The 18053-nt window shown below is 72.7% G+C and carries 19 protein-coding genes; 15 read left to right on the forward strand and 4 right to left on the reverse strand.

Annotated elements, in window-relative coordinates:
• Positions 1-15: 15 nt before the first annotated feature.
• Positions 16-921 (reverse strand): SDR family oxidoreductase, encoded by a 906-nt coding sequence (locus EDF55_RS15350; protein WP_123655816.1) that lies wholly within the window; start codon positions 919-921, stop codon positions 16-18.
• A gap of 99 nt (positions 922-1020) precedes the next feature.
• Between EDF55_RS15350 and EDF55_RS15355 the strand changes: the two genes are divergently transcribed.
• Together EDF55_RS15355 and EDF55_RS15360 are read left to right on the forward strand one after the other, a co-directional pair.
• On the forward strand, positions 1021-1614 hold the full coding sequence (locus EDF55_RS15355; RefSeq protein ID WP_123655817.1) for a TetR/AcrR family transcriptional regulator: 594 nt from the start codon (positions 1021-1023) through the stop codon (positions 1612-1614).
• Positions 1611-2789 carry an NAD(P)/FAD-dependent oxidoreductase gene (locus tag EDF55_RS15360; protein ID WP_123655818.1) on the forward strand — a complete coding sequence of 393 codons (1179 nt, stop codon included), beginning with the start codon at positions 1611-1613 and terminating at the stop codon, positions 2787-2789. The genes EDF55_RS15355 and EDF55_RS15360 overlap by 4 nt, the downstream gene beginning before the upstream one ends.
• 6 nt (positions 2790-2795) lie before the next feature.
• Here EDF55_RS15360 and EDF55_RS15365 read toward each other — a convergent pair whose 3' ends face one another.
• Both EDF55_RS15365 and EDF55_RS15370 read right to left on the reverse strand, forming a co-directional pair.
• Positions 2796-3650 carry a UbiA family prenyltransferase gene (locus EDF55_RS15365; protein WP_123655819.1) on the reverse strand — a complete coding sequence of 285 codons (855 nt, stop codon included), beginning with the start codon at positions 3648-3650 and terminating at the stop codon, positions 2796-2798.
• A gap of 4 nt (positions 3651-3654) precedes the next feature.
• Positions 3655-4362 carry a CoA pyrophosphatase gene (locus EDF55_RS15370; RefSeq protein ID WP_123655820.1) on the reverse strand — a complete coding sequence of 236 codons (708 nt, stop codon included), beginning with the start codon at positions 4360-4362 and terminating at the stop codon, positions 3655-3657.
• Between the two features lie 53 nt (positions 4363-4415).
• On the opposite strand from EDF55_RS15370, the gene EDF55_RS15375 reads away from it, so the two are divergent.
• The 4 genes from EDF55_RS15375 (at position 4416) to EDF55_RS15390 (ending at position 7465) form a co-directional block, all read left to right on the forward strand.
• Positions 4416-5276, forward strand: a complete 861-nt coding sequence (locus EDF55_RS15375; RefSeq protein WP_123655821.1) for a hypothetical protein — start codon at positions 4416-4418, stop codon at positions 5274-5276.
• Between the two features lie 138 nt (positions 5277-5414).
• Positions 5415-6023, forward strand: coding sequence for a hypothetical protein (locus EDF55_RS15380; protein WP_123655822.1), 609 nt, complete (start codon positions 5415-5417; stop codon positions 6021-6023).
• A 57-nt stretch (positions 6024-6080) separates the two neighbouring features.
• On the forward strand, positions 6081-6629 hold the full coding sequence (locus EDF55_RS15385; RefSeq protein ID WP_123655823.1) for a hypothetical protein: 549 nt from the start codon (positions 6081-6083) through the stop codon (positions 6627-6629).
• Positions 6626-7465: a zeta toxin family protein gene (locus EDF55_RS15390; RefSeq protein ID WP_123655824.1), complete on the forward strand. Its 840-nt coding sequence runs from the start codon at positions 6626-6628 to the stop codon at positions 7463-7465. The genes EDF55_RS15385 and EDF55_RS15390 overlap by 4 nt, the downstream gene beginning before the upstream one ends.
• Here EDF55_RS15390 and EDF55_RS15395 read toward each other — a convergent pair.
• Entirely contained in the window at positions 7443-8414 is a 972-nt protein-coding gene (locus tag EDF55_RS15395; protein WP_123655825.1) for a DMT family transporter, read from the reverse strand. The genes EDF55_RS15390 and EDF55_RS15395 overlap by 23 nt on opposite strands.
• 70 nt (positions 8415-8484) lie before the next feature.
• Here EDF55_RS15395 and EDF55_RS15400 point away from each other — a divergent pair, with 70 nt between their 5' ends.
• The 9 genes from EDF55_RS15400 to EDF55_RS15440 all read left to right on the forward strand — a co-directional run bounded on the left by EDF55_RS15400 (position 8485) and on the right by EDF55_RS15440 (position 18051).
• Positions 8485-9333 carry a LysR family transcriptional regulator gene (locus EDF55_RS15400; protein WP_123655826.1) on the forward strand — a complete coding sequence of 283 codons (849 nt, stop codon included), beginning with the start codon at positions 8485-8487 and terminating at the stop codon, positions 9331-9333.
• 79 nt (positions 9334-9412) lie between these two features.
• Entirely contained in the window at positions 9413-9850 is a 438-nt protein-coding gene (locus tag EDF55_RS19120; RefSeq protein ID WP_123655827.1) for an excisionase family DNA-binding protein, read from the forward strand.
• A 31-nt stretch (positions 9851-9881) separates the two neighbouring features.
• Entirely contained in the window at positions 9882-10466 is a 585-nt protein-coding gene (locus tag EDF55_RS15410) for a PIN domain-containing protein (RefSeq protein ID WP_123655828.1), read from the forward strand.
• 34 nt (positions 10467-10500) lie between these two features.
• Positions 10501-11313, forward strand: coding sequence for a fructosamine kinase family protein (locus EDF55_RS15415; RefSeq protein WP_123655829.1), 813 nt, complete (start codon positions 10501-10503; stop codon positions 11311-11313).
• A 297-nt stretch (positions 11314-11610) separates the two neighbouring features.
• A complete protein-coding gene (locus EDF55_RS15420; RefSeq protein ID WP_260236077.1) occupies positions 11611-13686 on the forward strand; it encodes a glycosyltransferase family 39 protein in 2076 nt (691 codons plus the stop codon).
• 11 nt (positions 13687-13697) lie between these two features.
• On the forward strand, positions 13698-14417 hold the full coding sequence (locus tag EDF55_RS15425) for a response regulator transcription factor (protein ID WP_123655831.1): 720 nt from the start codon (positions 13698-13700) through the stop codon (positions 14415-14417).
• A gap of 56 nt (positions 14418-14473) precedes the next feature.
• Positions 14474-15997 carry a cell wall metabolism sensor histidine kinase WalK gene (locus EDF55_RS15430; protein ID WP_123655832.1) on the forward strand — a complete coding sequence of 508 codons (1524 nt, stop codon included), beginning with the start codon at positions 14474-14476 and terminating at the stop codon, positions 15995-15997.
• Positions 15998-16187: 190 nt separating this feature from the next.
• Positions 16188-16574 (forward strand): hypothetical protein, encoded by a 387-nt coding sequence (locus EDF55_RS15435; RefSeq protein ID WP_123655833.1) that lies wholly within the window; start codon positions 16188-16190, stop codon positions 16572-16574.
• A gap of 199 nt (positions 16575-16773) precedes the next feature.
• Positions 16774-18051: a bifunctional glycosyltransferase family 2/GtrA family protein gene (locus EDF55_RS15440; protein WP_123655834.1), complete on the forward strand. Its 1278-nt coding sequence runs from the start codon at positions 16774-16776 to the stop codon at positions 18049-18051.
• Positions 18052-18053 lie beyond the last annotated feature (2 nt).

The raw sequence follows: 18053 nt of genomic DNA on the forward strand, positions 1-18053 counted from the left end.
GTCGTGGCCGGACGCCTACGACACGCGCACGTCGAAGTACGCGCCGGCCGCGATGTCCTCGGCGAGGGTCGGGCCGGTGGGCTCCCAGCCGAGGAGCGCACGCGTCGCCGTGGAGTCGCCGGACATCTCCATCCCGAAGAACCGCCCGATGAACCCGAAGTGGTCGATCGCGTCCGCTGGGTCGACCGAGGTCACCGGCAGCCCGAGGCCCTCGCCGATGGCCTCGGCGATCGACCGGGTGGAGACGGCCGTCTCGCCGGTGACGTGCATGCGGGTGCCCGCCGGAGCACCTTCCAGCCCGAGTCGCACGAGACGCGCCGCGTCGGAGCGGTGCACGGCCGACCAGCTGTTCGTGCCCTCGCCGACGTAGGCCGAGACGCCGTGCTGCCGTGCGGCGGCGACGATCAGCGAGATGAACCCGTGGTCCCCGACACCGTGCACGGTGGGGGCGAAGCGGGCCGCGATCGAGCGGACGCCCTGGTCCACGAAGTCGAGCGCACGGTTCTCGCTGCCGCCACGCATGGAGTCCGGACCGACGAACGGGTTCGGGTCGGTCTCCAGGCCCGGGCGGTCCCCCGCGAGCCCGGCGATGCCCGACGCGACGATGAAGGGCCGGTCGGTGCCGACGAGGGCGGTGCCGATGGTCTCGACCGCGGCGCGCTCGGCGGCGTTGGTCGCGGCCGGGTTCGACCAGTCGTGCTTGTTGGCGAGGTGCACGACACCCTCGGCGTCCTCGGCCCCGCGGCGGATGGCGTCGAGGTCGTCGAGGTCACCGCGGACGACGGTGGCGCCAGCGGCCTCGACGGCAGCGGCGGAGGCGTCGGAGCGGGCGAGCCCGGTGACCTGGTGCCCGGCGGCGATGAGCTCGTCGACGGTGGCGGAGCCGATCCAGCCGGATGCTCCGGTGACGAATACGCGCATGGTGTGTCCTTCCTGACGCACTGTCGACGACCAGTGATGTCATCGACTGACATCACTGTACACCGCGATGTCAGACGCTGTCATCAGTAGACTCTCCCCATGGCCCGATGGCAACCCGGAACGCGCGAACGACTGCAGGCGGTCGCGCTGCGCCTGTTCGCCGAGCAGGGGTTCGAGCAGACGACCGTCGCCGAGATCGCCGCCGCGGCCGAGGTCACGGAGCGAACCTTCTTCCGGCACTTCGCCGACAAGCGCGAGGTGCTGTTCGCCGGGCAGGACGACTTCCTCGCGCTGTTCATCGACCCGATCACGGCAGCCCCCGCGGACACGGCGCCGTTCGAGCTCATCGCGCGCTCCCTCGATGCCGCGGGTGACTACTTCCCCCACGACCGGCGACCGTTCTCCCGGGTACGCCAGACGATCATCGACGCCGAACCCTCCCTCGGCGAACGCGAACTCGGCAAGCTCGCCACGCTGAAGGTCCGGCTGGGCGAGGTCCTGCGCGACCGCGGTGTCCCCGAACCCGTGGCGACCCTGGCGGCCGAGACCGGGGTGACCGTGTTCCACCTGTCGTTCCAGCAGTGGATCGCCCCTGGTGAGGACCGTTCGCTCGCGACCATCGCCCGGGAGCGCCTCGACGCCCTGACGAGCCTGGTGGCGACGGGGCGCACCGTCGGGGGGACGTCCGAGTGACGCCCGCGGCGCCCCGCGCGGAGCGGACCGAGGTGCTGGTCGTCGGCGGCGGACCCGTCGGGGTCTTCCTCGGCGCCCTCCTCGCGCACGCGGGCGTCGACGTGATCGTCTGGGAACGGCGGACCGCCGAACCGGCGGGGTCCCGCGCGATCGGGATCCACCCGCCGTCGCTCGACGCGTTCGCCGCGATCGACGCGGCCGCGCCGGTCCTCGCGGAGGCGGCGCTGGTGCACCGCGGCGTGGCGCGGAGCCGGGGTCGGACACTCGGCACGCTGTCGTTCGACCGCGCCTCCGACACCCACCCGTACGTCGCCACACTCGACCAGCACCGAACCGAACGGATCCTGCGGGAGCGCCTCGCCGCCGCTGCTCCCGAGGCACTCCGGACCGGAGTCACCCTGACCGCGCTCGAGCGCAGCCAGGACCACGTCGACGCGGCCGGCACCGGCCCGGACGGCGAACCGGTCGCCGTGCGGGCGTCCTTCGTCGTCGGCGCGGACGGCGCGCGGAGCACCGTGCGGGACCTCCTCGGGATCGGCACCACCGGGCGCGAGTACCCGGACCGGTACGTGATGGGCGACTTCGCGGATCCGGAGCCCGGGTCCGCGCGGTCCGCCGCCCTGGTCGACGTCGGACCGGACGGCGTCGTGGAGTCCTTCCCGCTGCCGGACGGTCGCCGCCGGTACGTCGCACTCGTGGGTCGCGGGCCCGCCGCCGACGACGAGGTCGACGCCGTGGCGCTCGCGCAGACGATCCGGGACCGCACGGGGGCGCCGGTCGATGCGGACAGCTGCTCGATGCTCAGCGGGTTCCGGGTCCGGCGGCGTGCGGCCGTGCGGGTCGGCGTGGGCCGGGTCGTCCTCATCGGGGACGCCGCGCACGAGATCAGCCCGATCGGCGGGCAGGGCATGAACCTCGGGTGGCTCGACGCCGCGGACCTGGCACCCCTGCTGACCGAGGGCGTCCGGACGGGCAGCGCGGGCCCGTGGCCGGCGTACGCGCGACGCCGTCAGGCGGCTGCCCGCCGGGCGGCTCGTCAGGCCGAGGCCAACATGGCACTCGGTGGACGGGCAGTGGGGCCGACACAGCTCGGACGAGAGGTGCTGTTGCGGACGCTGTTGCGCCTCCCGTCCGCGGATGCGCTCGCACGTCTGTACGCGATGCGGTGGGCCTGATCCGCCTCAGGCGACCAGGCGCGCCCCGGCCAACCCGAGCTCGACGACGAGGACGAGCGACGAGACGATGACCAGCCGGAACAGCGTCCTGGTCGGCGGACCGGTGAGGACCAGACGCACGCCGACGACCGCCAGCACGACCACCACGACCGTGCCGGCGACCGCGAGCACCACCCCGACGCCGCGGACCGGGTCGTCGCCGGCGAGCTGCCCGAACAGCACCAGGCCCGCCGCGACGACGAGCGTGCCGAACGCGACGATCCCGGACGCCCGCAGCCCCAGCCGGTGCGGGAACCCACGGACGCCGGTGGCAGCGTCGTCGACGAGGTCCGGCAGCACGTTCGTGCAGTGGATGGCGACCCCGAACACGGCTCCGGTGGCGATCGCCCACGCCGCCGGCAGCTGCGGCTCGGGACCGGCCGAGACCGCGACGACGGGGAGCAGTCCGAACGCGACGACGAACGGCGCGACCGACCACACCGAGCGCTTGAGTCCGGCGTCGTAGGCCCACCCGGCGGCCACGAGGACCAGGTGCGCGACGGCGGCGACCGGTCCGAGGAACAGCGAGAGGACCACGGCCGCCCCGGCCGTGGTGAACGCCGCAGACCGGACCGTGCGGACCGCGATGAGCCCCTGCGCGACCGGCTTGTCCGACCGGCCGACCGCGCGGTCCCGGTCGGCGTCGATCCAGTCGTTCGCGAGACCGATGGACAGCTGCCCGGCGACGACCGTGAGGGCGACGAGGACCACCAGCCACCAGGGGTGCCCGACGGCGGCGGCGATGACGGCGGCGAGCACGGTGACCGTGACCGTCGGGCCGGGGTGCGACGAGGCGAAGAGCAAGCGCACCGGTGACGTCATCCGTTCACCCTACGGACGGCAGCGCCACCTCGTGGTCGTGGTCCCACGGCTCCGTCCAGCCGAGCCGGTCGAACAGTGCGTCGAGCAGCGTCGCGGTGAAGCCCCACACCACGTGCTGGCCGCCGGCGGTGGCGACCGTGAACGCCGGGCCGCGCCACTCCCGGCCGTCCCGGCGGATCACCGTGACGCCGCGGTTCGCCGGTGCGAGCAGGTCCGCGACCGGCACCCGGAACACCGCCGCCGACTCGGCCTCGTCGACGACGCGGACCGGCGACGGATCGCGCCACCAGCCGAGCACCGGGGTGACCAGGTGCCGGGAGAACGCGAGCGGGACCGCGGGGAGCACGCCGAGCACGTCGACGCCGGACGGGTCGAGGCCGGTCTCCTCACGCGCTTCGCGGAGCGCGGCAGCGACCAGGCTCGCGTCACCGGGGTCCAGCCGGCCGCCCGGGAACGCGACCTGGCCCGGGTGCGCACGCAGGGTGTCGGCGCGGGCGAGGAGGAGGACGTCGAGGTCGACCGAGACCGCTCCGTCGTGTGCGCTGTGCGTGCTCGGCACCCGGTCGATTTCCCCGAAGAGGATGAGCACCGCCGCCTGCCGCGGGTCGTCCACCGGCGGCAGGTCGATCGCCCACGGCGCCACGTCGTCGGCGACGAGTGCTGCGAGTTCGGCGCGCGCGCTCGCCGCTGTCCGTCCGTCGTCCGCCCGCATGGAGCCGATCCTGCCACCTCGGCGCGCGGCCGACCGCCGGTTACGCTCGACGCGTGGACAAGGTCGAGGACGTCAGCCGTGGTGCGTGGCTGATCCCCCGAATGCAGGCGTTCGGGACGGTGGGCGGAACCGTCGGGAGTGGCTTCGAGTCGTACGCGCGGATCCTCCACCCGCTCGAGGCCGACCGTGAGGACCGTTCGGCACCAGCCGACGAGTTCGGCGAGCACCCTGTCCTGGAGTCCGCCGCGTGGCGATGGTCGGACGTGGCGGCGCGGACCGGAGCCACCGTGCGAGCCGACGTCCCCTGGCGCACGGTGAGTGGTCGAGACGACGAGACCGAGCTGCGCTTCGACGACGGATGGCGGGTGGGGTTGCCCGAGGAGGGGTGGTTCGACCCACGGCACCTCGCCGCACTGACCGAGCACCTCACCCGTGCGACGACGACACCGCTCGACCTCGTCATGGCACTGTGGGACGGGTGGGGCGACCTGAACGGCAGTTCCACGCTCGTCGTCGGGTGGCAGGACTCCGCGACGCTCACGGCGACCGAACGCTCCGAGCTCGACGAGTACGCGACACACGCCGCGGCGGAACACCGCCGTGCGCAGGACGCGCTCGTGGCGTCGCTCGCCGGGCCACGACTCGAGCTCCCGTTCCGCGAGTACCTGCTGCTCGCGGTGACCCTGCCGGAGCTCGCCGATCCGACGTGGATGGCGGACGCGCGGGTCGGCACCTACCTGGACTTCGGGCACACACCACAGCTGCTCTGGCCTGAGGACCATGCCTGGGTCGTCGCGACCGAGGTCGACGCGGACTCGACGCTCGTCGCGGGTCCGCGCGGCCTGATCGCCGACGTCCTGGCCGACGACCGATTCGAGGCGTTCGAGGTGAGCGCGGTCGACGACCTCGCCTGAGCCGGCACGTCGACCGGTCGGCCCGGCGACAAGTCGACTCGGCGACCCGGCGACCCGGCGGCCCGCGGCCCGCGGCCCGGCGTCGGAGTAGCCTGCGCGCAGAGGCGACGGCGCCTGCCACACCACCGCCAGGAGGCGATGACGGTGTCGCACGAGACCGGAGCCCAGGAGCCGAAGCCGCATCGGCACGCCGTCGCGGTCGTGGCCGCGGCCGCCACCACCACCATCGTCGCCGCGGGCGTCACCGTCACGTCCATGCGGGTCGCCGCCGCGGACACGGACCGGGCCTGCTCCCTCGCGGTGGCGCAGAGCACCGCGACGATGACCACGGCGCGGGCGTCGATCGTCGGCGCGGGGACGGCCCTCGTCCGCGTGCGCGGGGTCGTCCTGCCGAACGAGCACAGGACGACGCGGGCCTACGCCGACCGGCCGGGCGCCGACGCGACTCCGGCCGGTCGGTCCGCGATGGACCAGCCCGGCGCGGCGGCGCTCCCGGCACGTCCGAGCGGCGTGGTGCTGATCGCGACGGTGGTGCGCGATCGGAAGGCCCTGTCGGCGGCGCGGCCGAGCACGACCTGTGGATCCCGTGACGACGCCGCGGCGATCGACCGCCGGACCATGCGGACGGCGAGGAGCACCTGGGTCCTCGACCGAGCGTGCACGACCCTCGCCGACGACTTCGCGGCGTTCCAGGACGAGGAACGCAGCCGCTTCGCCGAGGAGCAGCCGCGCCCGCGGGCGAACTGACCACGGACGTCCGTCGAGAAGGGCGATACGATCCGTATCAGCGGGAACGGAGTCAGCATGACGAGCATCGATCCCCGACGCGGAGCCGAGCGCCGGACACGACACGACGTGGAGTCCCTCGTGGACGCCCTGACGTCACGGATGGACGGGAACGCCGCCGATGTCCGGGCGGCGGTGCTCAGCGTCCTGCACAGCCGCGAGCAGCAGCACCTCGCCGAGATGGAGCTCCGCCGCGGCATCTTCGAGCTCGCCGACCTCGGCATCCCCCAGCGTGAGATCGCCCGGCTCGCCGGCATCTCGCAGCCCGAGGTGTCCCGACGCCTGACCCGACGGGGTCTCACCGCGTCGCACCCCTCACCGCGCGAGGTCATCTCGCAGCGCCAGGCCGGCCTCATCGACTCGGACACCATGGTCCGCGAGCTCTCGACGATGGCGATGACCCACCGGACACCGGCGCGTGACGCCGGGTACGACAGCGCCGCTGCCCAGACCGGCACCGCGAAGGAACTCGCCGCGGCCTTCCAGGACGGCCTCATCAGCGAGGGCGAGTACGAGACCGTCCGCAAGGCGATCGCGGGCCGCCTCGGCCGGGCGCACCGACGGTGACCACCGACCAGGACGACCGCGCGGCACGCGACCGCGACCTCCGTGACCGCACGGCCGCGGAGCTCGCCGCCTTCCTCCAGGAGGCGTGCCTCGACGATCCGTGGACCGACGACCCCGCCGCCAGCAGCCGGCTCCGCTACGCCCCGGACGGCTTCCTGTACACGGCCGAACGGCTGCGCCTGCACGAGGAACTGCTCGCCGAACACACCGCGCGGACGCCGGCCCCGCCCGACGACGGCACCCTGGCCGTGGTCGTCACCGCGGGTCCGCCCGGTGCCGGCAAGACGACCGCCCTGGCTCGGATGCCGGAGCTCGACGACTACCGGCACATCGACGCCGACGACTTCAAGGACCCCCTGCTCGAGCGCGCCGCCGCGGACGGGCTGCTCGACGCGTGGACGAGCCGGGTCCTCGCGGACGGCCGTCCGGTGCAGCGACGCGAGCTCGCCGGGTACGTGCACGCCGAGTCGACGGCGGTCGCCGACACGCTCCGCCGTCGGTCACTGCGCGACGGCGAGAACGTCGTCGTGCACGGGACGCTGTCGAGCGTGGACTACCTCGACGACCTGCTGTCCGACCTCGACGAGGCCGGGTACGACCGCCTGCGGATCGTCGATGTCGAGGTGCCGCTCGGATCCGCGCTCGAACAGGCCACCGAGCGCTGGTGGCAGGTCCGGCGCGGCGGTGACCCGCTCGGCGGTCGGTTCGTACCCGAGGCGGCGATCCGCCGGTACTACCCGGCGGACGGCGGCTCGCGGTGCCGGTCGAACGCCTCCGAGCTCGAACGGCGGGCGACCGACCTCGGCTGGCACGTCACGGTCGAGCGGATCGGCTGACCGGCGCCGCGGCGGCTGCGGCCGGGGTCACGGCCGGACCCGTGCCAGCCCCATCGGCAACGCCGCGCGCCCGCCGCCGGAGCATCCCCGACGCCAGCGCGATCCCGAGCAGGATCACCACGCCGCCGACCGGCTCGTTCCACCGCACCCGCTCGCCGAGCACCAGCACGCCGAGCACCACGCCCACCACGGGCGTCAGGTACGTCACGGTGGACGCCCGCGCCGCGCCCCAGGCCTGCACGAGCCCGGTGTTCCACGCGTATGCCAGCCCCGTTCCGAGGCACCCGAGCGCGACCATCGCGGCCACGATCCTCCAGTCCAGGTGCACGGCGCCGGTCGCGGTGAACGGCGCGACCAGCAGCATCAGCCCAGCACCCAGCGTGAGCTGGACGGTCGTCAGCGTGATCGCGTCGTACCCGCTGCCGGCGACGAACCGACGCATGTAGGCCAGGCCGAACCCGTAGCAGGCGGTCATCCCGATCAGCGCGACCTGCCCGGGCACGGTGGCGAGGACCGCGGGGTCGCCGACGAGGCTCCACGGCCCGACCAGGACGAGCACGCCGAGGATCCCGATGAGGACGCCGGCGAGCTGCCGTCCGCGCAGGCGCTCTGCCGGCAGCAGCAGGGGCAGCGCGAGCAGCACCATGATCGGCGTGGTCGCGTTGTAGATGCTCGCGAGGCCGCTCGGCACGGTCTGCTCGGCCCACGCCACGAGCGACGACGGCACGGCGTTGAGGAACACCGCGACGACGAGCAGGTGCCCCCACAGCCGGATCGACCGCGGCCACCGGCGACGCGTCACGAGCAGGATCGCGACGAGCGTGAGGGCGCCGAGGAGCACCCGGCCGAGCGCGACCTGCTGCGGGGAGAGCCCCTCGAGGCCGATCTTCATGAAGAGGAAGCTCGATCCCCAGGTGAGTGCGACGAGCACGAACAGGATGCCGTTCATGCCGCTAGTGTCGAGGCAGCGAACCGCATGAGGCAAACGCATCTGCCTCATGCGCTCATGAGGAGATCACATGCCCGTCACGATCGCGCAGCTCCGCGCCCTGGTCACCACCGTCGACCGCGGGTCGTTCACGCTCGCCGCATCGGCACTCGGGGTCGGCCAGTCCGCCGTCTCGCACGCCGTCGCCGGGCTGGAACGCGAGGTCGGCGGTGCCGTCCTCCGCCGTGGCGGAGTCGCCGCACCGACTCCCCTCGGGGAACGCCTGTTGCCGCATGCCCGCAGCGTGCTCGCCTCCGTCGACAGCCTGGAGGCCGTGGTGCGGCCCGGCACGGCGCGCGGCACCGTGCGCCTCGCCGCCGTCCCCACCGTCTGCCAGGGCCTGCTGCCGCGGCTCCGCGAGCTCTGGGCGGTGACGCTGCCCGACGTCGACGTGCAGGTCTACGAGGGCGACGACGACGAGATGCCGGAGTGGCTGGAGGCCGGCACCGTGGACGCCGCCGTGCTGGTCGACCCCGCGACGATGCCGGACGGGTCGGTGGTCGTCGCGCGGGACGAGATGGCCGCCGTCGTCCGCCGCGACCACCCGCTCGCCGAGGCCACTGCGCTGACGCTCGACGACCTGCACGAGGACGGCCTCGTCGCGGGCGGTGGCGGGTGCGAGTACCAGATCGAGCGGATGCACGAGCTCGCCGGGCAGCCCTTCCGGTACGCGCACCGGGTCCGGGAGATGAGCACGATGTTCGGCATGATCCAGCGGGGCGAGGGCGTCTCGATCGTGCCGACACTCGGCCGCGTGATGCTGCCGCCGGACCTCGTGATGGTGCCGACGCTCCCCCGGCTCGAGCGCACGCTGGTGCTCAGCGGCCCGTCGTCCCGCCCGTGGAACCCGCTCACGAGGGCCCTCGTCGACGCGGTCTGACGCGGCGCGGAGGGTTGCACTTACAAGTGCAACCCCGTAGCGTGTGGGCCACGTCGACTTCCGAGGAGAGGGACATCCGATGCGCACTGCAGCGAAGGCGAGCCACACGGTCCCCGTGGACGAAGTCGCTCGCGCGGAAGCCCGAGAAGTCGTCCGTACCGCCGGTGATCGGACGGTCACGGCAGTCGCAGTGGAACTCGACGACGGCACTGCCATCACCCTCCCTCCTCGCCTCGCAGAGTTCGTCACCGACCTGCTCCAGAGGATGAGCTCCGGCGCAGGGATCTCGATGCACGCCCTGCCCGACGACATGACGACGACCGTGGCCGCGGACGTGATCGGCATCTCCCGTCCGACCCTGATGAAGTTGATCGATCGCGGAGAGATCGCGGCGCACACCGTCGGCACCCACCACCGTCTCCGCCGCGACGACGTCCTCGAACTCCGCCGGGTCCGCCGAGAAGCGCGGTCGCTCGCAGCACGCGAACTCCTCGAAGCAGGCGAAGCGTTCGACTGATCCCGTCGCCCGCCACTACGCTTGAAATGTGATGCATCAGCGGGTGTTCGTCGACGCGAACGTCCTGTGCAGCCGGACGCTCCGCGATTGGACATGCCTCCTTCGACTCCGTACGGACGGCATGTTCCAACTCCACACATCCGAGGACGTCCTCGCCGAGGTCGTGTACACGCTGCGTCGGCTCCGTCCCGAGCGATCGGGTGGCGCGGTCACCCGTCTCCGAGCAGCGATCCTGGCGTCGATGGACGAGCTCATCGACGAATTCGACGCGACCTTGTCGTACACGGGTCCCGATCCCGATGACCGTCACGTGCACGCAGCTGCTGTGGCGGGCGGAGCCGACATCCTGCTCACCGAGGACCGGGGTCTGGGGAACAACGACCACGCGCTGTACACGGTCCACCGCTGCGACGAGTTCTTCGTCCTGATCGACGACTCTGCGCCGTGGATGGTCCGCGACGTCGTCCAGATGCAGGGCCGCTACTGGGCGACCCGTCCGAACCGCGCCTCGGGAGGACTCGCTCGCGCACTCCGGGACGCCGGCTGTCCTGAGTTCGCGGCTCGCGTCGAACGCCATCTCCGTGCACTGTCCGGCAGAGGCACGGACGCGGTCTGACGCGGCGCGGAGGGTGCGTCGGCAGGATGGGGTGATGGCCGAGACGCACGTGAAGACCTTCACCGACCCGAACGAGGCCGCGGCCGAAGCCGCCGGCCTGGAGTGGCTCGCCGAAGCCGAGGAGCACGGCGGGACCCGGATCGCACGGGTCCTCGGACGCCCCCGCCCCACCGTGCTCGACCTCGAGCTGATCTCCGACGGCTCGCCGACGAAGCCCCAGGCGGAGCGCTTCGGTCGGTCGCTCGCGCACACACACGCGGCGGGAGCGTCGCACTGGGGAGCGCCGCCGCCCGGGTTCCCCGCGGTCGGACCGCTCCGGATGGGCCGCTCGCGCACCCCCTTCGTCAGCGCGGCAGACGCCCCCGCCACCTGGGGCGCGTTCTTCGCCGAGTACCGGATCCGCGACTTCGTCCGCCGCATCGTGGACGCCGGCGGGTTCGACACGGCCGAGGCCGCCGTGTTCGACCGCGTCGCCGACCGGGTCGAGGACGGCACGCTCGGCTCCGCGCAGCCCGCACTCGTCGGCGACGGACCGGCGCGGCTGCACGGCGACCTGTGGGCGGGCAACGTGCTGTGGCCGACCGACGCCTCGGAGCCGACGGGCGCGGTGCTCATCGACGCGACACCGCACGGCGGGCACGCGGAGACGGACCTGGCGCTGCTCGCGCTGTTCGGGCTCCCGCGCCTCGAGACGGTGCTGGCGGCGTACGACGCCGAGTCCCGGCTGGCGTCCGGGTGGCAGGAGCGCGTCGAGCTGCACCAGCTGGCCCCGCTGCTCCTGCACGTGCTGCTGTTCGGCGGCTCGTACACGGGGGCAGCGCTGCACGCCGCCCGCCGCTACGCCTGACGAGCCCCGCGGCGCCCGTTCCTTCCCATCGCGAGTGCACTGGAGAGTCGAATCGCGCGTAGGGGGTCGGAACAAACGACCCCCTACGCGCGAAAGGACCCCCTACGCGCGAATCGACCGCCGACCGCCGACCGCCGACCGCCGACCGCCCGCCGCTGCACCGCCGACCGCGTACCGCGCGCCGCCGCCCGCCCGCCGCTCCGCGCGCCGCAGTCCTTAGACGCGCCACAGGGAGCACATGGCGGCGTTCGGGGAACACCCCGGATGCTCACGGACATGACCACGTACCCGATTCCCGTGACCGATCGAGGCGACCGTGCGCACTCGGGTGCGCCGACCCGTCGCCGAGCCGCCGCGCGGCTCTTCCTCGGCGAACGCGAGGACGCCCGCTGGCTCCGGCCGGCGTTCTGGCTGCTCCTCGTCGTCACCGCCGTCGTGTACCTCTGGAACCTCAGCGAGTCCGGGTACGCCAACAGCTTCTACGCCGCCGCCGTCCAGGCCGGCACGAAGTCGTGGGAGGCCTTCTTCTTCGGCTCCCTCGACTCGTCGAACTTCATCACGGTCGACAAGCCGCCGGCATCGCTGTGGGTGATGGTCATCTCCGTCCGGCTGTTCGGCTTCTCGAGCTTCAGCCTCCTGCTCCCCCAGGCGCTGATGGCCGTGGGTTCGGTCGCGCTGGTCTGGGGCACGGTGCGGCGCACGCTCGTCCGGCTCGGCTCGACCACCGCGAACGTCGGTGCCCTGCTCGCCGGGTTCGTCGTCGCGGCGACCCCGGCTGCTGCACTGATGTTCCGGTTCGACAACCCGGACGCACTCCTCGTGCTGCTGATGACCGCGGGCGCGTACTGCACGGTGCGGGCGCTCCCGAGGGGCAGCTGGAAGTGGATCGCCCTCGCCGGTGTCGCCCTCGGCTTCGCGTTCCTGACGAAGATGCTGCAGGGACTGCTGGTCCTGCCGGCGTTCGGCATCGTGTACCTCATCGCGGCGCGCACGACCTGGCCGAAGCGCATCGTCGGCCTCCTGATCGCGGCGGGGTCGCTCGTCGTCGGTGCCGGCTGGTGGGTCCTCGCCGTGGCGCTCTGGCCCGCGGACGCCCGGCCCTACATCGGCGGCTCGACGAACAACACCGTCCTCGATCTCGTCTTCGGGTACAACGGCCTCGGCCGGATCTTCGGCGGCTCGGGCAACGGCGGCGGCGCGACCGGCGGCACTGCCGGGTCGTCGTTCGGCGGGTCGACCGGCCTGGACCGGTTGTTCTCCTCGGAGATGGGCCTCGAGATCTCGTGGCTGCTGCCCGCGGCACTCGTCGCGCTCGTGCTCGGCCTGGTCGTCGTCGGGCGTCGGAAGCTCTCCGACCCGGTGCGCGCGGGCCTCGTCCTCTGGGGCGGCTGGCTCATCGTCACCGGGCTCGTGTTCTCCTACATGTCTGGCACGATCCACCCGTACTACACGGTCGCGCTCACCCCGGCGATCGCGGGACTCGTCGGGACCGGTGGCGCCCTGCTCTGGCACGCCCGGGATCGGATGCGGGGCCGGATGGGCCTCGCCGCGATGATCGGCGTCACGGCGTTCTGGGGCTGGTGCCTGCTCAACGAGAACCCGACGTGGCTGCCGTGGCTCCGCTGGGTGATGCTCGCCGGCGGCCTGCTCTCCGCGATCGCCGTCATCGTCGGCAGCGTCCCGTCGCTCCGGAAGCTCGTCGCGGTGGGCGTCCTCGCCGGCACGCTCTTCGGGCTCACCGGCACCACCGCCTACGCGGTCGCCACGACCACCGTCGCGCACACCGGCTCCATCCCGAGCGTCGGTCCGTCGGGGTCGTCCGGTTCCGGGCTGGGTGGCGGCATGCCGGGAGGCTCGGGTGGACCCGGCGGGACCGCCCCCGGTTCCGACACCGACGGTTCCGACAGCACCGGCTCCGACAGCACCGGTTCCGACAGCGCCGGACCGCCGGCAATGCCGGACGGGACGTCCGATGCGGAGTCGGGGACGGGCCTCCCGGCCGGTGGTGACGCGACCGGTGGCGGTGGCGAGAGCGCCTCGACGTCGTCAGCGCTCGCGAAGCTGCTCGAGGCGACGGACACGAAGTGGGCCGCAGCGGTGGACGGATCGCAGTCCGCCGCGCAGCTGGAACTCGACACCGACACCGCCGTGATGGCGATCGGTGGCTGGTCGAGTGACCCGACGCCGACCCTCGCCGAGTTCGAGGCAGACGTTGCCGCTGGTGACATCAGCTACTACATCTCCTCCGGGACGGGCGGCGGGATGGCCAGCGGATCGTCAACGGCCTCGGCCATCTCGGCGTGGGTCGCGGCGAACTACAGCGCGACGACCGTCGGCGGGCAGACCGTCTACGACCTGTCGAGCGGTGAGTAGGCTCGGCCCCGATGGCCGACCGACCGCTGCAGCGCACCGACGGGACACCCGTCCGTGCCCTCGTCGTCGATGACGAGCACGCCCTGGCCGATGCCGTCCGCCTCGCGTTCGAGGCGGACGGCTGGGCCGTGCGTGCCGTGCACCGGGGACGGGACGTCCTGTTCGCGGCCCGGGAGTTCCAGCCCGACGTGATCGTGCTCGACGTGATGCTGCCGGACATCGACGGGTTCGAGGTGCTCGACCGGCTCCGCGATGCCCGCGACGACGTCCGGGTGCTGTTCCTCACCGCACGGGACTCCTCCGAGGACCGGGTCGCCGGACTCACCCGTGGCGGCGACGACTACCTCACGAAGCCCTTCGGCGTCGCCGAGCTGCTGGTGCGGGCGCGGATCCTGGCGCGGACCTCCGCCAGGGTCGCATCGACCGCCGCCGCGGGGATCGCCGTCGGCGACCTCGTGCTCGACGAGGACGCGCGCACCGTGACCCGTGCCGGGGACGCCATCGAGCTGACCCCCACGGAGTTCGAGCTGCTGCGCTACCTGGCGCGGAACGCGAACCGGGTGCTGTCGCGGGAGAACATCCTGACGAACGTGTGGGGGATGGACTTCGGGTCGTCGTCGAACCTCGTCGACATGTACGTGTCGTACCTGCGGCGGAAGGTCGACGCCGGGCGGTCGCCGCTCGTGCAGACCGTGCGCGGTGCCGGGTACGTGCTGCGGCCGGTCGCGTGAACGGATCTGGGGCGCGGCGGGTGCCGAGCGCTCGTCGGGTGCCGCGCGCTCGTCGGGTGCCATCGCTCCGGTGGCGGATCGTCGGGGCGGTGGCGCTGCTGCTCGTCCTGACCAACGTCGTGGTCGGGGTCGTCACCGTCGTGGCGTACCGGGGGTACCTGGTCGACCGGCTCGACGCGGAGCTCTCGACCGCGGCGAACCGGACGCTCGGGCCGGGTGACGGGACGCCGCCGGGCGCTCCCTCGGGTTCGTCTGGTTCGTCTGGTTCTGCTGCGGACCGGCCTGATCCCTCGAACGCGTTCATCGGGGCACCGGGGCAGGCCGCCGGGACCGTCGTCGCGATCTACCGGGACGGCTCATCGGTCCTCGCCGGGTACACCGACGCGACGGGCGAGCAGCACGGCCTGACCGCGGCGCAGAAGGCGACGCTGGCGGCGGTGGACAGCGACGGGGTGCCCGTGACGGTCACGCTCGGCTCGCTCGGCAGCTACCGTGCGCAGGCGATCGGCTCGGACGGTGACGTCTACGTCACGGCGCTGCCACTCGGCGACCTCCGCGCCTCCATCGTCCGGCTGGTGGCCGTGATCGGCAGTGTGACGCTCGTCGGGCTGCTGGTCGCGGTCTGGGCCGGCGCGATGCTCGTCCGCCGGTCCCTGCGGCCGCTGGAACACGTCGCCGCGGTGGCGTCGAGCGTGACGTCGCTCGACCTCGAGCGCGGCGACACCGACATCCCCGTCCGGGTCGCGTCCGCCGACCTCACCCGGAACCGCGAGGTCGGGGCCGTCGGATCCGCGCTCAACCGGCTGCTCGGGCACGTGGCACGTGCGCTCACCGTCCGTCGCGACGCGGAGGCCGGGATGCGGACGTTCATCGCCGATGCCTCGCACGAGCTCCGGACGCCGATCGCCACCGTCCGGGCGTACGCCGAGCTGTCCTCCGCCTCCGACGACGTCGACGCCCTGCACCAGAACGTCGACCGGATCCAGCGCGAGGCCGTCCGGATGGGGTCCCTCGTCGACGAGCTCCTGCTGCTCGCCCGGTTGGACACGGCCGCAGCCCCCGTCCCCGCATCGGACCCGGTGGACCTGACGTCCGTCGTGGTCGAGGCGACGATGGACGCCCGCGCCACGGCACCCGAGCACCGGTGGACGCTGCAGATCGACGATGAGCCGATCGTCCTCACTGGGGACGAGGTGCAGCTGCGCCGCGTGGTGACGAACCTGCTCGCGAACGCCCGGACGCACACACCCGCCGGCACCGCCGTCGTGGTGTCCCTGCAGCGGGTGGCCGACGAGGTCCGGTTCGTGGTGACGAACGACGGGCCACCCATCCCCGCGGACGCGCTGCCGACCCTCTTCGACCGGTTCACCCGGGGCGAGGCGTCGCGGTCCCGGGAGCACGGGACGAGCGGCCTCGGGCTCGCGATCGTCCGCGCGGTCGTCGAGTCGCACGGCGGCGCGGTGCGCGTGGCATCCGAGCCGGGACGGACGGCGTTCACGGTGTCGTTGCCCGGGTCGCACCCCGATGCGCTGTCGCTTTTGCCGACCTCTTCCCGCGATCCACACCCTCGGACGAACTGATATGTAGTGTGGGAAGCGACTTCGGAGGTGCGGCCTGGACGAGCATCACGGGCCCCGGCGGCTCATCCTCATCGACGAGTCGAAAGCGAGTGACTACCTGCTGGCGACCACCGCGATCCACCCCACGTCCATCGGGATCGCTCGGAAGACCATCCGCGGGCTCGTGCTCCCCGGCCAGAACCGTCTGCACATGACCAAGGAGAGCGAGAGTCGCCGACGCCTCATCCTCGACCGGGTCGGGACGCTCCCCCTCGACACGCTGATCTACCGCGCACCGAAGGACGGTCGGAGCGAAGTCGAACGTCGCGCGCAGTGCATCGACGCGCTCGTGACGGACCTCGCCGCTGCTCCGGCATCATTGCTCTGCTTCGAGCGCGACGAGACACTGGTCGCGCGGGATCGACGACGTGTCGTCGAAGCGTCTCATCGGACCCGCCAACCGATCGAGCACCGGCACGCATCGGCGACGGACGAGCCACTGCTCGCGATCCCGGATGCCCTCGCCTGGGCTTGGGCCCGAGGCGGTCCGTGGCGGCGACGGTGTCGTGGGACATCTGAACGCCGACCGTCGGTCTGATCCGAGGTGAGAAAGCGCAAGACCCGAGCGCCCAACCGTCCGGATGGGTCTCGGGTCCACTTCTCGAAGCTCAACGCAACGAGCAATGCCGAGCGTAGCAGCGCGGCATGTGACACACCACCCCGCGCTGGCGGGGTTCTTACCGGCGGCACAGGACGCTGCATCGGTCCCCGCAGGCCCGCTGCCGAGCATCAGCGGTATGACGGAGACGAACCAGACCCTCGACATCGACATCGTCGTCCCCTGCTACAACGAGCAGGACACGCTGGCAGCGCACGTCCGACGCCTGCACACGTTCTGCCGGACGTCGCTGCACCACACCTGGCGCATCACGATCGCCGACAACGCCTCGACGGACGACACCGCGCGGATCGCCGACGACCTCGCCGCGATGCTCGACGGCGTCGACGCGGTGCACCTCCTCGAGAAGGGTCGGGGTCGGGCGCTCAAGGCCGTCTGGGGCGCGTCCGAGGCGCACGTGCTCGTCTACGTCGACGAGGACCTGTCCACGGACCTCGCCGCGCTCGAGCCCCTCGTGGCCCCGCTGCTGTCCGGACACTCGGACCTGGCGATCGGCACCCGCCTGGCGGACTCGGCGCGGGTGGTGCGCGGCGGGAGGCGCGAGTTCATCTCCCGCTCGTACAACCTGCTGCTCCGGACCACGATGGGTGTCTCGTTCTCCGACGCGCAGTGCGGCTTCAAGGCGATCACGCGCGAGGCGGCCGAGCACGTGCTGCCGCTCTGCGAGGACGACGCGTGGTTCTTCGACACCGAGCTGCTCGTCCTTGCCGAGCACGCCGGCCTCCGTGTCCACGAGGTCCCCGTGGACTGGGTGGACGACGTCAACTCGTCCGTGCAGATCCGGGCGACCGCGACGGAGGACCTGAAGGGCATGTGGCGGGTCTCCCGGGGCCTCGCGACCGGACGCGTCCCCGTCAGCGACGTCTACGACGCGATCGGGCGTCGGCCGTTCACGCCGCCCCACGTCGGGATCGTCGGGCAGGTGCTGCGCTTCGGTGCGATCGGTGTCGCATCGACGGTCGCGTTCGCCCTGCTCTACGCACTGTTCCGTCCGACGATCGGTGCGCAGACGGCGGACTTCCTCGCGCTGCTGCTCACGGCGATCGGGAACACCGCGCTGAACCGCCGCTTCACGTTCGGGGTGCGCGGGCGGGCCGGCGCGGGGCGGCACCACGTGCAGGGCCTCGTCGTGTTCGGGATCGCGTGGGCGATCACCTCCGGGTCGCTCGTGGTGCTGCACGCCGCGGACCCTGGGTCGTCCCACGGGGCGGAGATCGCCGTGCTCACCGCGGCGAACCTGGTCGCCACCCTGGTCCGTTTCGTGCTGTTCAAGGCGTGGGTGTTCCGGGCCCGGCGTCGCCCGGAGATCATCCGCGCGGGCACCACCCCCGCCGCCGAGGCGAGCAGCGAGGCCGTCACCGAGGTGCTCCCGGTCGCGGACCCCGCGTCGCGCTGAGG

This window comes from Curtobacterium sp. ZW137 (assembly GCF_003762905.1).
Classification (GTDB): Bacteria; Actinomycetota; Actinomycetes; order Actinomycetales; family Microbacteriaceae; genus Curtobacterium.